This is a genomic window from Flavobacterium cryophilum (assembly GCF_048286555.1).
Lineage (GTDB): Bacteria > Bacteroidota > Bacteroidia > Flavobacteriales > Flavobacteriaceae > Flavobacterium.
Genome location: NZ_JBLVPZ010000003.1, coordinates 240,784 through 263,872, shown reverse-complemented (window position 1 = coordinate 263,872; position 23,089 = coordinate 240,784). Strand labels below are relative to the sequence as shown.

General features: G+C 35.3%; 21 protein-coding genes and 1 other RNA gene. 6 read left to right on the top strand and 16 right to left on the bottom strand.

Features of this window, described 5'->3' with window-relative positions; genetic code table 11:
* Positions 1–66 precede the first annotated feature (66 nt).
* Both ACNQGJ_RS07925 and ACNQGJ_RS07920 read left to right on the top strand, forming a co-directional pair.
* Complete coding sequence (locus ACNQGJ_RS07925; protein ID WP_417971794.1) at positions 67–957, top strand: Ppx/GppA phosphatase family protein; 891 nt, start codon at positions 67–69, stop codon at positions 955–957.
* A complete protein-coding gene (locus ACNQGJ_RS07920) occupies positions 944–1,546 on the top strand; it encodes a TMEM175 family protein (RefSeq protein ID WP_417971792.1) in 603 nt (200 codons plus the stop codon). Before ACNQGJ_RS07925 ends, ACNQGJ_RS07920 begins: the two co-directional genes overlap by 14 nt.
* 21 nt (positions 1,547–1,567) lie before the next feature.
* Here the strand turns inward: ACNQGJ_RS07920 and ACNQGJ_RS07915 are convergent, their stop codons facing one another.
* Positions 1,568–1,984, bottom strand: coding sequence for a DNA polymerase III subunit gamma/tau (locus tag ACNQGJ_RS07915; RefSeq protein ID WP_417971790.1), 417 nt, complete (start codon positions 1,982–1,984; stop codon positions 1,568–1,570).
* A gap of 7 nt (positions 1,985–1,991) precedes the next feature.
* On the opposite strand from ACNQGJ_RS07915, the gene ACNQGJ_RS07910 reads away from it, so the two are divergent.
* Entirely contained in the window at positions 1,992–2,123 is a 132-nt protein-coding gene (locus tag ACNQGJ_RS07910; RefSeq protein WP_417971788.1) for a hypothetical protein, read from the top strand.
* 97 nt (positions 2,124–2,220) lie between these two features.
* On the opposite strand, the gene dnaX is transcribed toward ACNQGJ_RS07910, so the two are convergent.
* The 5 genes from dnaX to ACNQGJ_RS07885 form a co-directional block, all read right to left on the bottom strand.
* Positions 2,221–3,306 (bottom strand): DNA polymerase III subunit gamma/tau, encoded by a 1,086-nt coding sequence (gene dnaX, locus ACNQGJ_RS07905; RefSeq protein WP_417971913.1) that lies wholly within the window; start codon positions 3,304–3,306, stop codon positions 2,221–2,223.
* Positions 3,307–3,426: 120 nt separating this feature from the next.
* Positions 3,427–4,497 carry a DNA topoisomerase IB gene (locus ACNQGJ_RS07900; RefSeq protein ID WP_417971786.1) on the bottom strand — a complete coding sequence of 357 codons (1,071 nt, stop codon included), beginning with the start codon at positions 4,495–4,497 and terminating at the stop codon, positions 3,427–3,429.
* 11 nt (positions 4,498–4,508) lie between these two features.
* Positions 4,509–4,820: a hypothetical protein gene (locus ACNQGJ_RS07895; protein ID WP_417971784.1), complete on the bottom strand. Its 312-nt coding sequence runs from the start codon at positions 4,818–4,820 to the stop codon at positions 4,509–4,511.
* A 280-nt stretch (positions 4,821–5,100) separates the two neighbouring features.
* Positions 5,101–6,213 (bottom strand): class I SAM-dependent methyltransferase, encoded by a 1,113-nt coding sequence (locus ACNQGJ_RS07890; RefSeq protein WP_417971782.1) that lies wholly within the window; start codon positions 6,211–6,213, stop codon positions 5,101–5,103.
* Between the two features lie 73 nt (positions 6,214–6,286).
* Positions 6,287–6,595, bottom strand: coding sequence for a hypothetical protein (locus tag ACNQGJ_RS07885; protein WP_417971780.1), 309 nt, complete (start codon positions 6,593–6,595; stop codon positions 6,287–6,289).
* A gap of 121 nt (positions 6,596–6,716) precedes the next feature.
* On the opposite strand from ACNQGJ_RS07885, the gene rnpB reads away from it, so the two are divergent.
* Together rnpB and ACNQGJ_RS07875 are read left to right on the top strand one after the other, a co-directional pair.
* An RNA gene (gene rnpB, locus ACNQGJ_RS07880) (RNase P RNA component class A) lies at positions 6,717–7,036 on the top strand.
* 128 nt (positions 7,037–7,164) lie between these two features.
* Entirely contained in the window at positions 7,165–8,094 is a 930-nt protein-coding gene (locus ACNQGJ_RS07875; protein ID WP_417971778.1) for a ketopantoate reductase family protein, read from the top strand.
* A 2-nt stretch (positions 8,095–8,096) separates the two neighbouring features.
* Here ACNQGJ_RS07875 and ACNQGJ_RS07870 read toward each other — a convergent pair whose 3' ends face one another.
* Both ACNQGJ_RS07870 and ACNQGJ_RS07865 read right to left on the bottom strand, forming a co-directional pair.
* The gene (locus ACNQGJ_RS07870) at positions 8,097–8,693 is read right to left on the bottom strand and encodes an RsmD family RNA methyltransferase (RefSeq protein WP_417971776.1); all 597 of its coding nucleotides are present in this window, start codon (positions 8,691–8,693) and stop codon (positions 8,097–8,099) included.
* Positions 8,690–9,496 (bottom strand): DUF3822 family protein, encoded by an 807-nt coding sequence (locus tag ACNQGJ_RS07865; RefSeq protein ID WP_417971774.1) that lies wholly within the window; start codon positions 9,494–9,496, stop codon positions 8,690–8,692. Before ACNQGJ_RS07865 ends, ACNQGJ_RS07870 begins: the two co-directional genes overlap by 4 nt.
* Positions 9,497–9,687: 191 nt before the next feature.
* On the opposite strand from ACNQGJ_RS07865, the gene ACNQGJ_RS07860 reads away from it, so the two are divergent.
* Positions 9,688–11,109 (top strand): ATP-dependent DNA helicase, encoded by a 1,422-nt coding sequence (locus ACNQGJ_RS07860; protein ID WP_417971772.1) that lies wholly within the window; start codon positions 9,688–9,690, stop codon positions 11,107–11,109.
* Positions 11,110–11,359: 250 nt separating this feature from the next.
* Here ACNQGJ_RS07860 and ACNQGJ_RS07855 read toward each other — a convergent pair whose 3' ends face one another.
* The 8 genes from ACNQGJ_RS07855 to gndA form a co-directional block, all read right to left on the bottom strand.
* On the bottom strand, positions 11,360–12,367 hold the full coding sequence (locus ACNQGJ_RS07855; RefSeq protein WP_417971770.1) for a hypothetical protein: 1,008 nt from the start codon (positions 12,365–12,367) through the stop codon (positions 11,360–11,362).
* Positions 12,368–12,451: 84 nt separating this feature from the next.
* Positions 12,452–16,318, bottom strand: a complete 3,867-nt coding sequence (locus ACNQGJ_RS07850) for a fimbria/pilus outer membrane usher protein (protein WP_417971768.1) — start codon at positions 16,316–16,318, stop codon at positions 12,452–12,454.
* 141 nt (positions 16,319–16,459) lie between these two features.
* Entirely contained in the window at positions 16,460–17,272 is an 813-nt protein-coding gene (locus ACNQGJ_RS07845) for a fimbrial biogenesis chaperone (protein WP_417971766.1), read from the bottom strand.
* Positions 17,273–17,346: 74 nt separating this feature from the next.
* The gene (locus ACNQGJ_RS07840; RefSeq protein ID WP_417971764.1) at positions 17,347–17,826 is read right to left on the bottom strand and encodes a DUF4402 domain-containing protein; all 480 of its coding nucleotides are present in this window, start codon (positions 17,824–17,826) and stop codon (positions 17,347–17,349) included.
* 111 nt (positions 17,827–17,937) lie between these two features.
* Positions 17,938–18,456, bottom strand: a complete 519-nt coding sequence (locus ACNQGJ_RS07835) for a DUF4402 domain-containing protein (RefSeq protein ID WP_417971762.1) — start codon at positions 18,454–18,456, stop codon at positions 17,938–17,940.
* Between the two features lie 955 nt (positions 18,457–19,411).
* The gene (gene pgl, locus ACNQGJ_RS07830) at positions 19,412–20,125 is read right to left on the bottom strand and encodes a 6-phosphogluconolactonase (protein ID WP_417971760.1); all 714 of its coding nucleotides are present in this window, start codon (positions 20,123–20,125) and stop codon (positions 19,412–19,414) included.
* Positions 20,109–21,653, bottom strand: a complete 1,545-nt coding sequence (zwf, locus tag ACNQGJ_RS07825) for a glucose-6-phosphate dehydrogenase (protein ID WP_417971758.1) — start codon at positions 21,651–21,653, stop codon at positions 20,109–20,111. Before zwf ends, pgl begins: the two co-directional genes overlap by 17 nt.
* Before the next feature lie 17 nt (positions 21,654–21,670).
* A complete protein-coding gene (gene gndA, locus ACNQGJ_RS07820) occupies positions 21,671–23,077 on the bottom strand; it encodes an NADP-dependent phosphogluconate dehydrogenase (protein ID WP_417971756.1) in 1,407 nt (468 codons plus the stop codon).
* Between the last annotated feature and the right edge of the window lie 12 nt (positions 23,078–23,089).

Sequence of the window (23,089 nt, the reverse complement as noted above, 5' to 3'; positions counted from 1 at the left end):
ATAATTTTTTGATTTAGAATTAATATACAAATTAATTGCTAAAAAAATAAACGAATCAAATCCAAAATGATTAAAATAAAAAAATATGCAGCAATCGATATTGGTTCTAATGCCATGCGTTTATTGATTGTAAATATTGTTGAGCAAAAGGGAAAGGAGCCACAGTTTAATAAGAGTTCATTAGTGCGTGTTCCAATTCGTCTAGGCCAAGATGCCTTTACTGTCGGTGAAATTTCAGAAGAAAACTTGGAACGAATGTGCGATGCTATGAAAGCTTTTCATCTTTTGATGAAAGTACATAAAGTGGAACGTTATATGGCTTTTGCAACTTCAGCCATGCGGGAAGCCTACAATGCTAAAGAAGTAGTGGCACTTATAAAGAAAAAAGCCGATATAAAAATTGAAATTATAGATGGTAAAAAAGAAGCAGCAATAATCGCCTCAACCGATTTACATCATTTATTAAAAACGGATCAAACCTATCTTTTTGTAGATGTTGGTGGTGGAAGCACTGAGTTTACATTATTTTCTAATGGTAAAATGATAAATTCAAGATCCTTCAAAGCAGGAACTGTACGTTTATTAAATAATATGGTATGTGACGTTGTATGGGATGAAATTGAAAAATGGATCAAAACAAATACTGAAGATTGTGACGAAGTCATTTTGATAGGCTCTGGCGGAAATATTAATAAGCTATTCAAGATGTCGGGGAAAATACAAGAAAAGCCATTGTCATATATTTATATGAATTCCCAATACGCTTTCTTGAATTCACTTTCGTATGAACAAAGGATTTCTGAATTAGGATTGAATCCGGATCGTGCAGATGTAATTATTCCTGCTACAAGAATTTATCTAAATGCTATGAAATGGAGTGGAGCAAGAAATATTTACGTTCCTAAAATTGGACTTTCTGACGGAATTGTAAAAGCAATGTATTATGGTAAGGTATAATACTTATATGAATAAAAACAGATTAGAAGCTTTTAGCGATGGTGTTTTGGCTATAGTAATTACTATTATGGTACTTGAAATAAAGGTTCCGGAAGGGGGAAATTTTAGTGATTTACAATTGCTTTTTCCTAAATTTATAAGCTATGTTTTAAGTTTTATTTACATAGGTATATATTGGAATAATCACCATCACATGTTGCAAAGTGTTACTAAAATTAATGGTAAAATCCTTTGGGCAAATCTTCATTTGTTATTTTGGTTGTCCTTAATTCCTGTTTCTTCGGGATGGATGGGGGAGCATAATTTTGCCAAAGATACCATTACATTGTATGGAATAATTCTTTTTTTCGCAGCAATAGCCTTTCGGTTACTTCAAAATATAATTATCGCTAGTGAAGCAGACAATTCACTATTGGAAAAAGCAGTGGGAAAAGATTTTAAAGGGAAAATTACTGATGCTTTGAACCTAAGTGCAATAGTTATTTCTTTTTTTTATGAATTAGTTGCCGTTTCAGTTTATATTATTGCGGCAATGATTTGGCTTATACCTGATAAAAGAATTGAAAAAGTTATCGATTTAAAAAAATAAAATAATTCTTATCCTTTAAGATTACGCCTCTAAATCTAATCCAAATGTTGTTCGTAAAAGTTCAATGTTTGGATTTATTTCATGAAGTCTGTTATATCGATCTTGATCATTAAAGCTTTTTTTACTTTCAATACTTTCATTCACAATAACTTGTATCGTAATATCATGATTGTGCAAATGACCTTTTAAATGTCCCAAAAGACCATTTAATTCATTTTCAAAATCTAGTTTAGAACCTTCATTTGGTAATTCAATTGATATTGAAGTTCCATTTAGTTTAGGATCGTTAATGAGTAATAACGACTCCATAATTTTATACCCTTTATCTCCTAAACGTTGAGCGTATTTGTTCCAATGCAATAACATTTCTGTTTCAGTAAAAGATTCTGTTGGCAATTGCGTCATTACTTTTACAATTTTTCTAGCACTTTCTTCCAATGCTTTTTTGGCACGAATACTAGATAATGAAAACGCAGAAACCTTTGGTTCGGTAGATTGCGGAAGTTCAATTTTTGCTGCAGGAGCTGTAACTGGAATTGCAGGAGCAGCAACGAAAGCTTCTGGTTCTTTTTCTTGAACTATTGCTACAACTGGATTTTTTATAGTACTTTCTACTTTGGTTTTTGAATTTTCTACAATGGAGTAATCATTCTTTTTGAAATAAGTAGGTGGAATTATAAATTGGTTAACTTTTTTTTTTCTCCATCATAAGTGATAGAGGCAAGTTGCATCAGACAAAGTTCAACAAGAAGTCGTTGATTTTGGCTCAGTTTATATTTTAAATCACAATCGTTTGCAATTTCAATTCCCTTCAATAAAAAGTCTGGACTACATTTTTGCGCTTGTACGCCGTACATTTGTTGCGCTTGTTCACCAACTTCTAATAATGACAAAGTAGCAGGTGTTTTAGATACTAATAAATCTCTGAAATGAGACGCTAATCCGGATACAAAATGATGTCCATCGAAACCTTTGGCAAGAATATCATTGAAAGCGATTAATATATCAGGAATTTTATTTTCCAAAATCAAATCGGTGATATTGATATAGGTTTCGTAATCCAACACATTTAAATTCTCAGTAACTGCCTGACGGGTTAAATTTTTCCCGCAAAAAGAAACGACTCTATCAAAAATAGACAAAGCATCACGCATTGCTCCATCTGCTTTTTGAGCAATAATATGCAGCGCGTCATCTTCAAAATTTACCCCTTGACTCGTGGCTACTTCGGCAAGATGTTCTTTAGCATCTCGTACAGTAATTCTTTTGAAATCAAATATCTGACAACGGGAAAGTATTGTTGGAATAATTTTATGTTTTTCGGTCGTTGCCAATATAAAAATGGCATGTTTTGGCGGTTCTTCCAATGTTTTCAGGAAAGCATTAAAAGCTGCCGAAGACAACATATGAACTTCATCAATAATGTATACTTTGTACTGTCCCGTTTGTGGAGGGATACGAACCTGATCAATTAAATTACGTATATCATCAACGGAATTGTTGGATGCAGCATCTAATTCGAAAACATTAAAAGCGAAATCTTCATTTGGATCATCATATCCGGGCTGATTTATTTTTCGAGCAAGAATACGGGCGCAAGTAGTTTTGCCAACTCCACGAGGTCCTGTAAACAGTAGTGCCGAAGCTAAGTGATTGCTTTCTATGGCATTCAATAATGTATTGGTAATGGCTTTTTGTCCTATAACATCTTTAAATGTTTGAGGACGATATTTACGAGCCGATACAACAAATTGTTCCATAGAAATGAATTGGTCCACAAATATAGGTTTTGGTGCGCCAAATAACAAGTTCCCATTAACAAAATTTAAATCCAATTTAATTGAGTACACTTCGATAAATTAAAACTCGACTTGCTAGATTTAACCTAAAACGGTTGCTATTGTTTCTTTATGGAGTAGTTTCAACAGTGCGTATTCCATCGGTAAAAAATTAGTATTATTTTTAGTGGATTTATACTGCCAGATAGAACCTTTTTCAAATGCGGCTATTACGGTAGGATGAACATAATATTTTTTACAAACAGTTCTAGTATTACCTAATTTCAAAGCAACTTCATCAATTACTTCAATTATTTTGCGTTTAGATTCCGTTTGACTTTCGGGTGGTTGTAATTGTTGAAAAGCGCTTAATGCATTGACAGTGCCTGACCAAACACGAAAATCTTTTGCAGTAAAATCTTGATTTGTTATGTTTTTTAAGTAGTTGTTTATATCTCCCGAACCAATAGTGTGATGATTTCCTACTGAATCGTAGTACTGAAATAGATCTTGCCCGGGAATATCTTTACATTTTTTTACTAATGCCGCTAATTTTTTACTAATTAATTTAATTTTATGCGTCACGCCTTTTTTACCAATAAATTCAAATTGAATTTGTGCATTTTTAAACTTTGCATGCCTATCTTGTAAAGTAGTTAATCCAAAAGATCCATATAATTTTTTGTAAGCTTCATTTCCTATCCGAATATTAGTGGTTTCAATCAATTTTATTACAAGCGCAATAACTTTTTCGTAAGGCAAATTTTTCTTTTTTAAATCATGTTCTACTTGTTTTCTAATCATAGGTAAGGCTAATGCAAAACTCTGAATGCGATAAAATTTAGATTGATTTCTGATTTTATTCCATTGTTCATGGTATCGGTATTGCTTCCTACCTTTAATATCAATACCCGTAGCCTGCAAGTGACCGTTTTCATAAGGTGAAATCCATACATTTTCCCATGCAGGAGGAACTACTAACTTCAAAATTCGCGTTAGAATTTCAGAGTCGGTAATAGAATTTTGATTTTCGTCACTGTACTGAAATGCATTGTTTTTTTTGATTCGAAAATAACCTTTGCTATAATTAACGCAATACCGCAAACGAACAGCTTTGGCTGTGCTTAACGGATCTCTTCCAATTTTTTCTAACTTTGACTCTAAACGGTTCATATTGCGGTATTTTATTCAGGACGATCTTCTCTCCCTTTTATAGTCAATTCATTCAGAACCATAGCGGCACTATTATCAGCAAATGCTGATAGTCCAGCTACAAAAACACCTTTTTCACCAGTGCTGGATTTTATACCAAAAACCGTTGCTTCATCACCGGGATCACTCGCGCCTTCATACCGGTACAAATGCACAATTTCGAAATCATCAGGACTGTCAATTATCCTTTTTTCCTGAATGTTAAAATCAATTGTAAATCCTTTTTCTTTTAATTCTTCTAATGCTTTAGAAACAGTCGCATAATGATACATTCGCTTATCCATAATATTTTTTTTAAGGTTAATTTTATTTAAAAGATAGTAAATTGACAACAAGTATGACTATTTATGCAATTAATGGTAAGTATTGTGAAATTTTAAACTCAAAATTATTCGCCTTGCCAAAACAAAAATTAATTTTTTTAATCATCAAAGACAACAATAAAAAATTTACTATTTGCAACTGTAGAAGCGAAAGATTTTCATCTTTGACAATGAAATCTCTTAAATTAGAAAGTTATTTTTGCTTTTTTACTGATTTTGTTTGTTGCTAATAATTTTATTATCAGTTACTGATGCTTGTTGATAAATTTAAAAACTTTAGACCAGACAACGGGTATTTCTGTACTTCTTTTTGTTGAATTAATACTTTAAATTTCATTCCCATATCCACTAATAACTTATAATTAATAAGTGCTTCATGGGTCGCCGACTGCAAACTGCTTTTATTCTTAATTAAAGCACTATTTTGATACTCTTTAATACCTAAACCTAATAAAAAATGGGACTGATTTACCATTCCACAACTTTCTATTCCGTACTGTGATCCCCATTGAGATAAAGCAGAAAAATTTATATGTGTTGTAATATCTTGTTCGCCAATAAATTGATACGGGTTTTCATTTTTTTGATGTTTGTGATAACACAATAGCGTGCCGCAACCCCTTCGATTATTGTACAGCTCACTGGACAACGACCCATAGTCTATTGTAATAATATATCCTTTTTGTAGTGAACGCGAAACTTCCTTTATCCAGGATATTGCCTGCAAATTGACTTCTGTGCGAAACCCTTTCGGCAGTTGTACTTTTAATGTTTTAAAATAATGAATCAGTTTTTTATTTGCCGGCTTTAAAATTTCTATAAAACCCTCCTTATAGTCTACAAATATTTCCATGAGTTCCTCCTCCATAAATACCTGATGTACAGAAAAATTATCAACTAATTCATTTGATAAAATACAGCCATTAATTTCAGGAATATCGTGAATTGAGTTGTACCAGCTGACTTTTTCTTTCAGATGTCGTTTTTCAATTTCGCGCATGCGGACACTTTTTTCAATAATACAATAGCTTAAGGTATCATATAAAGCACTATTGTTTTTGAGATAAGCTAAAATATCATGACATAACAAACCCGTTCCAGCGCCATATTCAATAATCTTAAAAGGTTGTTTTGCTAAGTTTAGCCACATCTCTTCAATTTGGCGGCCGATCATGGCACCAAAGTCAGCAGAGATGCAAGGGCTGGTGTAAAAATCTCCATCAGCTCCAATTTTAGTTTGTGTTGCGTTGTAATAGCCTAATTCAGGATGATACAGTGCCATTTCCATAAAATCGTGAAAAGATAGGGGACCTTCTTCTTTTATTCGCTGTATTATTAGTTCGGATAACTGCATTGCGATTAAATAAATATTTTTTCGATACTTTTAAAAAGGATTTTTACATTATTACAAAAGGAATAGCGCAAAATTAGAGTTTGCATTGTCCGTCGCCACCAATACATAATTTTTCCAAATAAATCGCAGCATCATCATCCGAATTAGCTGAAAATCCCGCCACAAAAACTCCTTTTATGTCTGAAGCTGAAGTTATGCCATAAACCACTGATTCTTCTGCTGGATCAGTATCTCCTTCGTAGCGATATACATGATTTACTTCATAATTATGGGGATTTGTTTTAATATCATTTTGATGAATATTAAAATCATAGGTAAACCCTTTTTCTTTTAAATCCTCTAAAGCTTCTAAAACTGTGGTATAATGATAGGATGGTTTCATAAATAACGAGAGATTAATTGTGAAAGATAAAGGTAACTAATTTATTATTAAGTCGTTGTAAAATGGTTGTCAAAGTAAATTGTGTAAAATAGAGATACAGAAAAAAATAGTGTAATTTTGCACCGCAGACCGCCTTATCGCCGTTTTGAGTAATTAAAAGGGAGGAAAGTCCGGACACCACAGGGAAGCATAGCGGGTAATACCCGTCGGTACCGATTTATCGGGATTAGGACAAGTGCAACAGAAAGTATGTACAGGTAATGCTGTAGTGAAAACAGGTAAACTCTATGCGGTGAAATATCAAGTATATCAGTATTTAAGGGCTTCTCGTCCGTTGCTGAAGGGTAGATAGCTTGAGCTTATGAGTAATTATAAGTCTAGATAAATGATAAGGCTCCGATTTATCGGGGACAGAATCCGGCTTATAGGTCTGCATTTTTTATTAAAATATTTAATAAAATAGGGATTGTGAAGTCTAAAAGAAAAACCATCAAGAAATTTAAGTTTAATTAAGTCCCACGGCTTAATTTTCTGAATTTCTTAATGGTTTAATTTTTTAAATAGAAGTTATGAGAACAAGAATAGGTATTTTAGGATTGGGCGGGGTAGGTGGTTACTTCGGAGGATTGTTAGCCAAAGCTTATTTTGAATCAGATATAATTGAAATCGTACTTATTGCTCGTGGTGAAACTCAAAAAGCAATAGCCAAAAATGGATTAAAAATCAGTACTGATGTTACTGAAATAACTGTTTTTCCCAGTTTGGTTTCAAATAATCCAGATGAAATAGGGAAACTCGATTATCTCATATGTGCGACTAAAACCTATGATATAGAAACCAGTTTTGAATCCATAAAACGCTGTATTGCTAAAAACACGGTAATCCTACCTTTATATAATGGTGTCGATGCCACGGAACGGATACAAAAAGAATTTCCTGAAAATGCCATTTTGCAAGGTTGTGTTTATATCGTTTCAATGATTGAATCGCCGGGGGTTATCAAGAAAATTGGTCCGTATGAAAAACTATTCTTCGGTTCTAAAAATGGTCCGTTTTCCAAATTAAATGAATTGCAATCCATCTTCAAAAATGCCAGTATCGAAAGTTATCTTGTTGCGAATATTGACGAAACGGTTTGGGAAAAGTTTATTTTTATTTCAGCATTGGCATCAGCGACTTCGTATTTGGACCAGAATATTGGTGGAATTTTAAATAATCCTGAAAATAAAGCAATTTATATTTCACTTTTAAATGAGGTTACCGCTGTCGCTTTCGCAAAAGGGTTACCGCTGCCCAATGATATTGTGGCTCAAACAGTTGTCAAATTAGAAAAAACACCAAAAGACGCCACTTCATCAATGCACAGAGATTTTTTGGCAGGGAGAAATACCGAAATAGTTTCCTTGACAAAATATGTGGTAAATGAAGGTTTTAAATATGGTGTTGAAACTCCCGTTTACAAAAAAATAGGGGAGAAGCTGTCTCAAAAACTGATCTGAAATTATTCTTCTTCACCATCGTTTTGATCGGATTCATTTTCAGAATCTTCTTTATCATCAGAATTAATTTCAAAAAAACTAAAAATAGAACCACCGTAACTTTTCTGGAATGAAAAGTGAATCATGTGATCTAGTTTGGTATATTTCGAATGTTCGATTACCATCATTCCTTCTTCATTAAGCAATTCTTTTTCGAAAACTAACAAGATAATTTTCTCAAAAGTTTTTTGATCCAAGGCATAAGGCGGATCTGCAAAAATAATATCGTAGGAAGTTTTACATCGTTCCAAATAGGTGAAAACATCACTTTTTGTGGCCGCAATATTAAAATCATATTCGGATGCAACTTGTTTGATGAATTTTACACAACCAAAATCACCATCAACAGAGGTTATCGGCGTGCTTCCTCTTGAGGCAAATTCGTAACTGATATTTCCGGTTCCGGCAAACAAATCTAATATTTTAAGTCCTTCAAAACTGAAATGATTGTTCAAAACATTGAATAATGCTTCTTTAGACATGTCAGTTGTGGGACGAACGGGAAGTCCTTTTGGTGGAAAAATGCGTCTTCCTTTGTATTTTCCTGAAATGATTCTCATGAGTTAAAAAGTATAAAATGATTTCTGTTTTCGGCCTCAGAAAAATAATTGTTCCATCGCAAATCTTCCACTTCGATAAGTGAAACGTTGCGAATGTATTTGTAAGCGATTTTGAAATAATCACTTTCGGCATCAATATTTCCGATTAATTCCAATGGAAAATTTTCGGGATTTAAGTTCAATTGTTCGGCAGTAAATAAAATGTAATATAAGAAATCATCGGGCGTATTGTAATCAAAAGAATTGAAAAGCAATAATTTTTGATTCTGAACCACAATGATTTCAAAATGACCGGTATTAATATGTACAAACATTTTTTTCTCATCCTTATTTTTGGATGCAACCAAAAGTTTCGAAACCAAAATGCTATTGGCATGTTTATAATCGAAAGCACCAAATTGGTCAATGAAAAAATTATTGATATTCACATACGGAATATAAACCGCATTCATTTGATAGTTTGGAATTTCATCAAAAGCAAAAAAATCGGTTTCAAAAACCTTGGTATTGTATTGCAAATAACTGCCTAAAAAGTTTTCATCGAATAACGGTTCAGGAACAAAAGTTGAAAGATTGTTATTGTGAATCACCAGAATCTCATCATAGGAATCGTTTAATTCCGGATGATCTCGGAAAGCATTGGCAAACAAATCTTCAATTTTTGTGGATTTATGAAACGTATCAAAATGTACTTCGTTGAATGAAGTTACCGTGTTGTTTAGCGTATCAAAACAACAAAAAGATAGTCCTGTCAAGGAAACTTGAATGGAAAGTTTTTTATATTTTTTTTCGGCTATGTTCATAATACTATTGCTTTTTTCAACAGCGCAAACTTACAAATTTAAAAATCAATAACAATTGCAATGGTAAAATTCAATTGCAATGACAATAGCAATAACAATGGCAAAAATCAATACCAGTAATTGAAAATTGAAATTGCTATTGACCTTGAAATTGAAAAAACATTCTTTACTTTGCAGTCAAATAATACGAAATGAATTCCTCCCTGTTTTATAGTCTTTTACAAAAAAAGTTCCCTTTTCAACCCACGTACAAACAGGATATTTTTTTTCAGAAAATAGCGATTTTTTTAACCGAAAGCGATAATAAAACCATCTTCGTATTAAAAGGATATGCGGGAACGGGGAAAACAACCGTGATTTCTACGATTGTAAATAGTTTATTGGACATCAATAAAAAATATGTTTTGCTGGCGCCAACAGGTCGTGCGGCAAAAGTGATTGCTAATTATTCAAACAAACCCGCGTTTACAATTCATAAAAAAATTTATTTCCCTAAAAAATCTTCCGGTGGTGGTGTTTCGTTTACATTGCAACAAAACAAACATAAAAATACCATTTTTATCGTCGATGAAGCTTCTATGATTTCGGATACGAATTCGGATTCTAAGCTGTATGAAAATGGTTCATTGCTTGATGATTTGATTTCGTATGTATATTCAGGAACTAATTGTAAAATGATTTTGCTAGGTGATACCGCTCAATTGCCTCCGGTGAATTTGGATATCAGTCCCGCGTTGGATATTCGTACTTTGAGAATGAATTATGATAAGGAAATTGAGCATATAGAGTTGGACGAAGTGATGCGTCAGGAAGAAAATTCTGGAATTTTGCATAATGCTACCGAGCTTCGGGAATTATTAAAAGATTCCTTCATAGATGAATTTAAATTTGATGTCAAGAAATTTAAAGATATTGTTCGTTTGACGGACGGTTACAATATTCAGGACGCCATTAATTCGGCCTACAGTAATTATAGTATTGAAGATACTGCTTTTATTGTTCGTTCCAATAAAAGAGCAAATCAATATAATGAGCAAATCAGAACCAAAATCCTCGATAAAGAAAGCGAACTTTCCACAGGCGATTTTTTGATGGTCGTAAAGAATAATTATTTCTGGTTGAAAGATTCTGATGAAGCTGGTTTTATTGCCAATGGTGATATTATTGAAATACTGGAAATTTTCAATATCAAAGAATTGTATGGTTTTAAGTTTGCCAAAGTAAAAATAAGGATGATTGATTATCCCAATCAAATTCCATTTGAAACGGTATTATTAATGGATACCATAAAAAGTGAATCGCCATCGTTAACCTATGAAGAATCAAATAGATTGTATCAAGAGGTGTTGAAAGATTACGAAGGTGAAACCAAATTCAAGCAATTCCAGAAAGTAAAAGCCAACGAATATTTCAATGGCTTGCAAGTGAAGTTTTCGTATGCAATTACGTGTCATAAATCACAGGGCGGACAATGGAATACGGTTTTTATCGAACAACCCTATTTACCGGATGGAATCAATAGAGATTACATTCGCTGGTTGTACACCGCAATGACCAGAGCAAAAAATAAATTATATTTGATAGGATTTAAGGATGAGAATTTTGTGGAGTAAAACGGAACAAAAAAGGTATCGAGAACCGTTTTTAATACTAATTTTCTAGTTCTCGATATAATTTTATGTCGAAAATCACTCGAACTGACGAAAATTTCCATCAAAAACTAATTACACCCAACGGGTTATGTTATGTTATGTTATGTTATGTTTTTTTAATGAGATTTTTGAGCCTTCTTACAATAAAATTGAATGCTAAATTATGACCTTTAATGTTGAAATTTTAGTTTAAAGCCGCTTGTTTTGACACTTATTTGGGATACAATACAAATTTTATTTGCTTAGCAAGGTCTCCATCATTATCGTTGCCAATGGTGAATCGGAAAGAATCTGAATTAGAACCCATGTTAAAATAATCCAATTGCGTGCGATCTAAAACTGCGCTGTAATTTCCGGGACGTAACCCAAGAAAACTAAAATGACCATCGGATTTTGAAACTAACGAGGTAATAAAAATAGTGTCATCATCATAAATATTTATTTTAATTCCTCCAAGTTCGTATAAATCACCATTCATCTTCAGGGAAACCTCCCCGGTAGCTTCTTGCAAATTCATCCTCACCTCATTGTAAAAAGGGACTATAAAAGCATTTTTAATTCCGCGATTCTGAAGGTCTCTTTTTATTTTTCTTATTTCTCCCAGCGTATAGGCTTCTCCCCAAGTGTATTTGTACAAACCTTCATGTTGATACATTTCAATTCCTTTTAATGCTTTAAATAACGAATTGGAAAAAGATTGTTTATGTTTTGAAGCCATTATCTGGATCTTGAAAACCAGGCCTTTTTGAGAAGCTATTTTATTGTCGTTAGATTTTTCATCAGACGTTTGCTTTTTATTGTCTTTTGTTTCTAGGATAAATTCCAATTTAGCCTCAACATTCCCATTAAGATTGCTTATTCTGAATTTTTGAACGAGTGCTGTTGGTATCATTTGTGCTTTATCCAATTGTTCACTGTCTAATTGGGCAGTATAATCTCCCGGCTTTAAACCCAGAAGTGTAAAAGTTCCGTCGGCCTCTGAAAGGGTGGAGGTAGTTTTAGTATTATTGGAGTCATAGATAAATACTCTTATGCCGGCAATTCCATCTAATTTTTTGCTTTTATAGAACACTACTCCGCTGATTTTACCGGAGTTAATTCTCTCATCGTTATAAAAAGGCACTACAAAAGCATTATGAAATCCCTGATAACGCAGCTTGTTTCGTATGTCGTTGGCTTCCGCTATCGATTTACTGGTACCCGTTGTGTATTTATACATTCCTTTATGTCTATACTCTTTAATGTCTTTAAGACCTTTGAAAATCGGATCAGATAATGCCTTTTTCTTTTTTGAAGCTAAAATCTAATTCTCGAAAACCAATCCGTCTTCAGGGCTATTTTCATATTGGTCTTCTATACTAGCATCAGTGACGGAAGCACTGGAATTGGCTTGGTCTAATTGTGATTTTTGAAAAGCGGCTTCCAACAGATCAGCAGCATTCTTTTTATTGATTGCTTCGGCTTCTTGTAAGCTTGTCCTCTTATTGTGATAAAAAGGCACTACAAAAGTCCCGAAGAACCCTTGGGAACGCAGTTTGTTTTTAATTTTGTTTGCTTTCTTTAGCGATTTACTGATCCCCACAGTGTATTTATATAATTTTTTATGCAGGTACTCTTTGATGCCTTTCAAACCTTTAAAAATTGGATCAGTTAATGCTAATTTCTTTTTTGAAGCCAAAAGTTGGGTCTTGAAAATTAATCCTTCTTCTGAACCGCTTTGATACTGTTCTGGCACACTTCCAGTGATAATGGGCGCGTATGGGATTGAAATCTCAGACTGTAATTCTTGAGGAACAGTTACTAACGGAACAATCAACTTCTTTTTAATAATTGTTGTGATTTCTTGGGCATCTATCCTTTTATTGTCATTAAAAGGTACGACAAAAGCACCAAAGAATCCATTGGAACGCAGCTTGTTTTTATTCTTGTTTGCTTCGGCCATCGATTTATTTGTGCCAATAGTATATTTGTACAATCCCTTATGCAGGTATTCTTTAACGTCCTTCAAACCTTTGAAAAAAGAATCAGATAGTACCACTTTCTTTTTGGAAGCTAAAAGCTGAGTCTTAAAAATTAATCCCTCTTCCAGAGTGCCTCCATATTGTTCTTCAATACTTGCATCACTAATGGAAGTGTTGGGGGGGGAGATCCCGGGTTGTATTTTTCGAGATGTGGCTGCTAGTTGAATAGCGGCGTTCCTTTTATCAATTGCTTTGGCTTCTTGCCTGCTAATCCTTTTGTGGTCATAAAAAGGAACTACAAAAGCATCGAGATAGCCTTCCGAACGTAATTTATTTTTAATTTTGTTGGCTTCACTGCGTGAGGTGCTAGAGCCCCAAATATATTTGTAAACACCGCGATGTTCATATTCAACCATTTCGTTCTTGTTTTTGAACCAAGGATGATTTAACGGAAGTTGTATTTTAGAGGACAGCAGTTGCACGCTATAAATGACTTCTTTGCCATATTCTATTTGATCAGTCACTATTTCAGAAACTGCAAGAACTACTGTTTCACTTGGATTATTAAACGAAATAGTTTCATCTGATTTTTCAGTTTTTACCTTATCCAACATAAATTCAATATTGTCCACAATGGCTCCATCTACTCCGTTGTTAATTTCAAAAAATACGTTAGCTGGTTCTGCCTTCATTTGTAATTTTTGCAATTGCAGCGAATCTATTTTTGCTGAATACCTGCCCGATTTTAAACCCAAATAACTAAAATAACCATCGGGTTCCGAAAGAATACTGGCGATTAATGTACCGTGTAAATCATAAATAGCGACTTTTAGGCCTCCAGTTCCCAGAAGTTGATTATTTTCTTTTCGATACACCATTCCGGAAACTTCTCCCACAACCACAACCGGAATTTCAATTATTTTTAATTGATTGGGATTTAGTGTACAATTTAAAGTTTTGTTATTTATGCGCCAAGCAATAGAATTAACTTTGTCGGTATTAAGTTCTACATAATTTTTAATATAGGGTTCTAATCCGGTTATAATGGTGGTGCCATCGGGATTAACCAGCTGACGGTCACCACCCATTACTATGATCTGAACTCCTTTTACCAGAGATTCTTTAGCCTCTTTTTTTCCATTTCCATTGATGTCTAAAAACGGAACGAATTTTACACTCGCTCTGCCCACACTTATTCGGTTATTAAAACGTACAAAATCAGCTTGGGGTTCAAAGATTAAGCTTGCGCTGGCAGATTGCGAAAAAGAAGCACTATTTTTATAAAAAATACTTGAAAATCCAGTATTGATATGATTGAAATTATGTGTAAAACTAATTTGAACACTACTGTTTTGATTCTTAAAATTATAATCTAAGGAGGCTTGAATATAGCCTTTTTTAAAAATTGGCTTTCTCAATTGTGTTTGCAATGTCGTCATGGCATTGGCATCATATCCATAGCGCAATTGGGGAACAAGGACAAATCTTTTAGGAAGTTGGAATGATGTAGAAATATTGCTGTAGACCAATGGTTTTTGATTTTTGGTAAAAAAGGCATTGGTCGTAAAATTAAAATTAAATCCAAATGAATTTCCCGAGAGTAGAAATTCAGAAGTGGTAAATTTAGTAGTACTAAATAGGTTTTGTTGAATGGTAAATCGGGAAGTTCCCGAAAAAAAAGAACTGTGATGCGGCATGGAAATACTTGCTTTCCGCATTTCGGAATAATTGAATCGAACGGCTTGTTGGTTCTTATCGTATTTGCTATAATCAAAGTCAAAACGAAGGTTTTTGGGTGTGGTATAATTCAAATTGAGATCATACAGCACTTTTGAATAGTAGCTTGCCGTAAGAAATAATTGAGACGAGAGTCGAAAGGAAGAATTCAAAAACGGGATGCTTTTATTCGATTCTAAAGAGGAAATGTATTCCAGTCCACCACCCAAAGTGACGTGATTAGAAAGCCCATAATTTACTTTTGCACTGGTAAAAATACTGCCTTTACTATCCTCAATAATCCCGGAACTAATCGTGTATTCTACCTCCTTTTTTGGAAGAAAAAGAGCGGGAACTAAGAATTGATTGCTAAAAAACTGCTCTTCGCCCCAAGGTCCATAATACCGTAGCGCAACTTCGGTACGACCGTACATTAAAGGAACGTTGAACGAAAAGAAACCGTTGGCATCTGCCTGGAGATAATCGATTAATACATTGTTGATGTAGAGTTCCACCGTCCAATTGGCTTGGGTATGATCGCTCAAGATATACGTACCAAAAGATTTTCTGATTTGGGTAGAGGCATTCGTGATCTGAGCTCCGATAATGGGAAACAAAATTGTCGCTTTGGAAGAAGCTGAAAATTTTCCTAAAGTGAACTGCTTAATATATTTGTTTTCATTGTTCACATAGCGCCATCGATAAAATTGGTTTTTGGCCACTATGGGTTGGTCGCTAGTGTAATTTAGCGAAGTAGTCAATTCACCTCCAGCTACAATGCCGCCTAAATTAAGGAGTAATCGTTCTGAATGACTTCCTTCGGATTGTTGTATGGTATTAACAGCCCAATTTGCGGTTCCAAAATGAAGTATCGGTTTGTCAAGTACGATAGTTGTATCCGCTTTAAATTCCATTTTCATTTTGTTGATGTTATCGCGCATTGCTAGCAATCGGGCTTCTCTAATGGCGGGAAGTTCGAGTTTTGAGACCATTTCAACGGATAAACTCCTAAAGCTAAAATTATTTTCTAGCCCAAATATTTGCATGAAATAGGAAGCTTTCAGGAACAAATTGGTTGGAGTTCGGATCAAATCGCCCGGTTTTAGACGGATCACCTGCTCTTTGTACGTAATTTGGTTAATAATTTCATTTATTTTGAAGTTGTTCTTCTGATTGATGAAAAAACCTTCTATCGTGCTGTAAGTAGCATTAGTGGTATTCTTAATCTTTAAAAAATCAAAAACATCGGGTACCGAAAGATACGCTTCCTCGCCACAGATAATTGTAGGCAGCTCGGTACTGCCAATGTATTTCACCTGAAGCGACACCAGCACTTCATCACAGTCAAGTTCTTGTGCGCTGACAGAAGAATGCAAACTTGCTAGTAGGATAATGAATAGACATAAAAGAGTGCCGGACTTGTGCGTAAACAATCCGAAAAAAGAAGTCCATTTGCTAAGTGGAATATGTTTTTTTTGGATACGCTTACCCATTATATTTTCTAACATGCAACATGCGGTCTTCATTAAAACAGGTGGTAGCAATTAAGTAATTCATTCCAAGAACAGCTATTGTGGGCAGTAAAATAAATAAACGTACCTTAAAGGAATACATGGGTTATGTATTTTAGAGTGTTATAAACGGAGGGTGACTTCAGCATATTTCATGCCTTTGTCTTGTGTGGAATAAATGACCTGAAGCTGGCCTTTGGTGTAATCTATGTTCGGGGTGGTATTGAGTTTTATTTTGGTTCTGCGTAAATTTCCCGGAGCGTACACGGCAAAACCTTTTACGGTGGCTGCGCTGGTGGTAATTCCATCGGATGAAATATGGTTGACCTGTATGTCGCCATAACAGGACGTATTACCGGTTCGATTAAAATATAGGGAAAGCGCAATTCCCTCTTCGGACTGTTGCACTGCCAAATTAGAAAGTGTCACCGTTGTGGTAGATTCTCCTATGGTAATGACATTAGCAATCGAAATTCCAAAAACAGGCGTTATACTGATGCTCAGGCCTTCAGGCTTATGGGCGGATTCTTCTTTCTCCAAAACCTTGGTTTTAGGCACGGCACGGAAATAAAGATGGGAACGGTATTCCCCTTGTTGCAGTTCATTGGTTTTGATCAGCTGTATTTTTACGGTTTGCGATTCATTGGGAGCAAGAGTAACGATGCGAGGATAAAACCGCAAATATGGAGACGCAAAACGCTGGTCGGTTTCTGGCTCTTCAACAGAAATAAATTTGCCGTCCTGATCCATTTTTATCTCGCTGTACGACAGTTTATAAGTGGCGGTGTCTTTCCCGATATTGGACAGGTTAATATTTTGTGTCCTGTTTTGGATGCCGTCAAAGGCGATGCGTTTTGGAAAAATCATCAAATCCCCTTGCGCCATTAACGGACCGGCAAAGGGTAACAACAATAGCAGTATAATTTTCTCTTTCATCGGAATTCATTTGTTATTTTAGTTTTTAATTTTAGTATTTAAAGGGGATAAAATGATAATATATTCCCGTACGACTAATTATATTGTACAGTCACTTCAAAACCGGCGGCATTGGTATAGGAACCTGCGGTTTGAGCACCTGAAACATGTAGCGTTGCGCCAACAAGAACAGTTTCTGTACCGGTTGTTAAATTTAAAGTACCGGTTGCAGAAGGTGTTCTGGTAAAAGCGTTAACAGTCATGGTTGCAGGACCAACTCCGGATTCATAAAGTGTAAAATCAGTAGGTAACGTAATTGCATAAGTATAACCAGGATCACCAGTTACGGTAAATTGCGCCGCGCTAACAGTTCCATTAATCGAGGGCAGCATTATCCCGCCTGTAGCAAATCTTGATCCTGAAGCAGATAATACCACTGTACCACCAACGGAGGAAGCCGCTATTGTACCAAAATTCATGTCTGTGTTTTTCGAAATGGAGATAGGAACCTGCGCCATTAAATAACTGACAAAGGGTAAAAAAAAAAGTAACAGCAGTAAAATTTTCTCTTTCATGGAGTCCTTGTTTCATTGATTCCGCCTTGGGTTTTGCTAGGAAAAGCAACAATAGTAAAAAACTAAAAAAAAGGTTGTTCCATTTTTGGAACAACCTTTTTTTTAAGATTACTAGTTGTAATTTACAGTAATAGCCAATGCAGTACCATTGGTATAATTACCAGATGCCTGATTTGCAACCAGGGTAATTGTTGCTCCAACTATCAGAGTTTGTGTTCCCAATGCTAATGCACCTGTGGTACTCGGACTGCTAACAAATGTTCCAACGGACATTGTTGCAGGGGTAGTGTCAGAGTTACTTACATTAAACGAAGCAGGCGGTAAAGTAATTGCATAGGTGAAATCAGTTTCTCCAGTAACTGTGAATGAAGCGGCTTTCACAGTTCCGTTTTGTGTTCCTAGTAGGATTGCAGCATCACCAGTACGCGCCCCTGAAGTAGAAAGAGCAATAGCCCCACCAGCTACAGTCGCTACTAAATTTCCGAAATTCATGTCTACAACTTTTGTAATTGTAATTGGCTTAATCACTCTTGCGCTAGTTGCTGCCGTAGTCGTAGCTGTGGACTGAGCGACAACCTTAGTAGTAAATGCAATCATTAGGATTGCAGTTAAAAGTGTAATTTTTTTCATTGTAAAATAATTTGGGGGTTAAAATTAAGAAGCAAGTGCAGGTTTTGCCCTAATCCTTAATCAGTTTAAATAATATGTTTCGTAAATGCAGCTGTGCTAATTACTCTGCAAAGATATTTAGTAAGTTTTTATTTGTAAAATGCGAAGTAACAACTGTTACTTACGGAGTCATAAGTGAAAAAAGAGGTATCGAAACTATTTTAGATAAAAACTGTTAAGAGCATGAATTTTAGTATTTACTTATTTTTTAACGCTATTAAAAAACATTAAAAATTTAATTTTAACTAAAACGTCTTGAATTTTCAATAATTTAGACTTTTTAATAAAAGTGTTGTTGCTGCGTTTTATTTTATTTGTTGGCCTTTAAGAAGTTACAAAAGGCCTTTAAATCCCATTTTTAAAAACAGAAAATTAAAATTATTTAGGTATAATTCAATCTAGAAATTCTTTTGTAATCTGTTTTTGTTGATAGGAAACCACATTTGGATCCCTGCAAACACGGGCAATAGACAGATCTTTAAAACAATAAATACTTTAGATTTATTGTTTACCGTCAACGGTCGTTTGTATAAATGGCGGAAAGAGTTCAAGGAGTTTGAACGATGTTTTATTTTTCATTCCGAAAGAGGTGTTCAGCAGACTAACAAAGTTTGTAAATGTCTGTGGGTTTTAATAAAAAAAATAGTGATATGAGCTTAGAGCGCATTATTAAGATAAGGCTGTCGCAGAGCGCTCTTTTAAATTAGCAAAAACGAAATTGATTTATGCAAACAAACTGACTTTTAAAGAACAAATAAAACTGGAAATCTTAAAACCCACCGCATTTTTGACACAATAAAAAAAGAAGATATTCTACCTTGAATGGTACGATTGCAGAAGAATTTAACAATTAAGTTAATTACAAAAACGTAGTTCAACTAAATGTGCAGCTTTTGTTTGTATATCCAAATTATTTTTACTTATTTATCGCAGCCTGATCGGTCAAGAACAACAATTTTCCATCTAAAGGTTTAATTAGTTGCATGGGGTATTTTTCGGGATTATAATCGCCATATAAAACTTCGTTTAATGCATGGGCTTTACTTTCTCCGAAAGTTATTACCACAATTTCCTTCGCTCTATTAATGAAAGACGCAGTTAGGGTTATTCGATACAGACTTTGCGACTCGAGATAATAAGCCGATACCCATTTATCATTTTCATGCAATACCACTTCACCTGGAAAAAGTGATGCGGTATGGCCATCATCTCCCATTCCTAATAAAATAAGGTCAAATTGTCCATTTGCTCCTGTAAAACTTTTAATCAATTTTTCATATTCCAAAGCATATTCCTCCGGTGAAAAACCTTCCTTATACATTGGAAATACGTTGCTTTTTGGTATGCCAACATGATTTAGCAGGTGCTCGAATGACATTTTCGCGTTACTGCGTGCATCATCAAGCGCCACCCAGCGTTCGTCACCCCAAAAAACAAAAACATTTTCCCAATCTATTTTGTCCTTGTATTGGGGTGTTGCCAAAAGCTTGTAAATTAATACAGGCGATGAACCGCCGGTAATCGCTACCAAAAAGCGACCCCGTTTCTGTATTGCATTTTGTGCCGCAGCTACAAACATATTGGCTGCGTGGGCTGTTATTTCTTCTTTAGTATTAAAGATACTTACCATCTGCTACTTCTTTTTTTTCTAATTCTACGTCATTAAGTGTGTTTGATGCCCATTCATGTCCCTGGCGGCCCAGTAATTCATTTGCTTCTTCAGGACCCCAGCCCCCGGCTTCATATTTATATAAACTTGAAAACGTATCGTTTTCCCAAGCTTCCTGAATGGTTGTTACTACATCCCATGCTTCTTCAACCTGATCTGAACGCATGAATAATGTAGGGTCTCCCAGCAAAGCATCCAATAATAATGTTTCATAAGCTTCAGGTGATTGTGTAGAGCATGAAAAATAATCAAAAACCATCTCTGCAGGTTTCAGCGAAAGGGACAGGCCAGGTTTTTTTGTCATAAACTGTAACCGAATATCCATTGCAGGCTGAATATTTATAATTAAGCGGTTTGGCATCATCCCTTCTTTTCCATAAGAAAAAGTAGAATGGGGTACGGGCTTAAACTGTATTACGATAGAGGATTGTTTTTCTTGCATTCTTTTACCCGTTCGAACGTAAAAGGGAACACCCTGCCAACGCCAGTTATCAAGGTAAAATTTCATAGCTACAAATGTTTCTGTATTAGAATTGGCCCCAACTCCCTTTTCTTGCAAATATCCAGGTACTGGTTTCCCTTTTATCGATCCCTTATCATACTGACCCCGCACCGTGTAATGTTTTACTTCTTCGGGAGTTATGCGGCGTATTGCTTTTAAAACGTCAGCTTTACGGTTTCTAATCTCATCTGCCTGTAATGAGTTGGGAGCTTCCATCGCTACCATGGTTAAAATTTGCATCAGGTGGTTTTGTATCATATCCCTTAATGCTCCGGCATCTTCATAAAAACCGCCACGGTCTTCAACCCCAACTTCTTCAGCAACAGTAATTTGGACAGAATCAATGAAGTTACGGTTCCAGAGCGGCTCAAACATCGAATTTCCAAAGCGGAACGCTAGGATGTTTTGCACTGTTTCTTTGCCCAAATAATGGTCTATTCGGTATATCTGTTCCTCTTTAAAAGTTTGTGACAATAGCTCATTTAGCAGCACTGCAGAACTTTTATTGTATCCAAAAGGTTTTTCAATAATAATACGGTCCTGTGCAGGATTAGCAGCGAGATCCATTTTCTTGATATTGTTTGTAATTGTTTCAATGAAAGATGGCGCTATTGACAAGTAAAAAAGTCTGTTGGCACGTTCCCCAAAAGACAAATCTATAGCGTCTAACTTTTGTTTCAGTAGCTGATATGATTCTTCTTGATCTATATCATTTTGCAAATAGGTGATATGAGAAGCAAATTGCTGATAGGCTTCTGTTGAAACTATTTTATTTCTGGAAAACGCAGTCAGGTTCTCCCTTACATGGTTTCTATATAATACATCGCTTCTCTCTGCTCTTCCTAGCGCTAAGATTTTAAACTTTTCCGGCATGCGACCATCAAGGTAGAGATTATAAAAGGCCGGAAAAAGCTTTCTTTTTGCTAAGTCGCCCGTTGCCCCAAAAACAAGAATGATGGTTGGCCTTATAGTATCGAGATTATTCATTTTATTCCATTTAAAATTTAGTCATTCCACTCTGTGTGGAATATACCGTTAGTATCAATGCGCTCATAAGTATGTGCCCCGAAGTAGTCACGCTGCGCTTGTATAAGATTGGTAGGAAGTTTTTCGGATCGGTAAGCATCAAAATAGGCTAAGGAATTCATTAATCCGGCAACAGGTATCCCTTTTTGAACTGCAAATTGCACCGTAGTCCTTATACTGGATTGATTCTCGTTTATCATCTTGGCGATAGTATCATCGAGCAGTATGTTTTTCAATTCACCATTCTTGGCATAAGCCTGTCTGAAATCTTCAAGTACTACAGAACGAATAATACATCCGCCGCGCCAAATTTTAGCTATTGTCTCAAGGTTCAGGTCATAGTTATACTCTTGTGAAGCTTTGGTTAATAATGCTAATCCTTGGGCATAGGTAATTAATATAGAAAAATGTAAAGCTCCTTTAAGTGCTTCTATAGTGGAAGGCAGGTCAGTGTTACTTTGTTCTGCATCCCAAACTAATTTCGCGGAAGCTTGAATTCTTTCCAGCTTATTTTTAGACATATTACGCATTGAAACGGCAGCGTCTATAGTAGGAAGCGGTACTTCTAAGTCCATGGCATTTTGGGAAGTCCATTTTCCGGTCCCTTTAGATTTTGCCCAATCGGATATTACATTTATTAGCTTTTGGCCGTCGGTATCTTTTTTCTTTAAAATATGTCCTGTAATTTCAATCAAGTAGGATTGAAGCTCGGTGTCATTCCAGTCTTCAAATACTTTTTGAATTGTAGTATCGTCTAGTCCGTACCCTCGTTTCATAAGATCGTATACTTCTGAAATAAGCTGCATAATACCGTATTCAATTCCGTTATGAGCCATTTTTACGTAGTTACCTGCAGATCCATTGCCTAAATATTCTACACAAGGTTCCCCATCTACTTTGGCTGCGATGGATTCAAAAATAGGTCGTAACCTTTCATAAGCTTCTTTATTACCGCCGGGCATAAGGCTCGGACCAAATCGGGCTCCTTTTTCGCCACCGGAGATACCCATTCCAAAAAAGTGGATCCCTTTGGCAGATAATTCTGTAAACCTGCGCTCGGTATCCGTAAAGTAGGTATTTCCACCGTCGATAAGAATGTCTCCTTTATCTAAGTAGGGCAGTAGGTTTTGAATGACAGTATCCACAGGCTTACCTGCAGGTACTAATACCATAATAGCCCTAGGTTGTTTAAGAAGTTCTACAAACTCTTTTACCTCTGTTGTGGCCTTAATTTGGTGTAGGGAATTTGCTTCCTGCGTCAGGGATAAAACTTTTTCTGTATCCAAATCCAAGCCTGCAACAGCATGTTTTTGGTCGGCCATATTTAAGAGCAGATTCCGACCCATTACCCCTAGGCCAACTATACCAAAATCGAATGTTTTCATAATTAGTTCTAA